The 557-nt window shown below is 63.7% G+C and carries 1 protein-coding gene; it reads left to right on the top strand.

The genetic code is table 11. The features are described from left to right. The coding region (locus ACR0IP_RS23440) for a glycosyltransferase family 25 protein (protein WP_480528201.1) at positions 1-514 on the top strand (514 nt) is incomplete at its 5' end. Positions 515-557: the final 43 nt, after the last annotated feature.

The raw sequence follows: 557 nt of genomic DNA, 5'->3' as shown, positions 1-557 counted from the left end.
GGCGTGGCATGCCATTGTCGAAAGCGGCCTTGAGGCCGGACTGGTGCTCGAGGACGATGTGGAGATCGACCCTGAGAACTTTCCGGCGGCCCTGGATCTGGCGCGTGCGCATGTATCGCGGCATGGCATCGTCCAGTTTCAGGTGCGCGAGATCGCGGATCAGGGCCCGGTTATGGCTTTCGTGGACGACACGCGCCTGACCCGTCCGACTGTAGTGCCGCTCAGGGCGTCCTGCACGCTTTATTCTCGCCAGGCCGCTCTGAAGCTTCTCGAACAGACGCAGTGCTTTGACCGCCCCGTTGACACTTATATGCAGATGTCCTGGATCACCGGGTTCAGGCCCTTGATCGCGGTGCCTTCCGGCGTCAGTGACAAGGGCCTGGAAATCGGCGGTACGACCATTCAGGCCCGCAATGCGCCCTGGCGCAAACGGCTGCGCCGCGAAGTGCTGCGTCCGATCTACCGCGCACGCATATGGGCCTTGTCACGTCGCAACGACAAGCCGCCGGCCTGAACCCTGCTGCGGGAATGCGCCGGTAGCTGGACCAACACCCGGG

The sequence above is a fragment of the Ruegeria sp. AL11 genome (genome assembly GCF_056540865.1).
The sequence above is the reverse complement of the archived record's forward strand: the minus strand, read 5'-3'. Positions and strand labels throughout refer to the sequence as shown.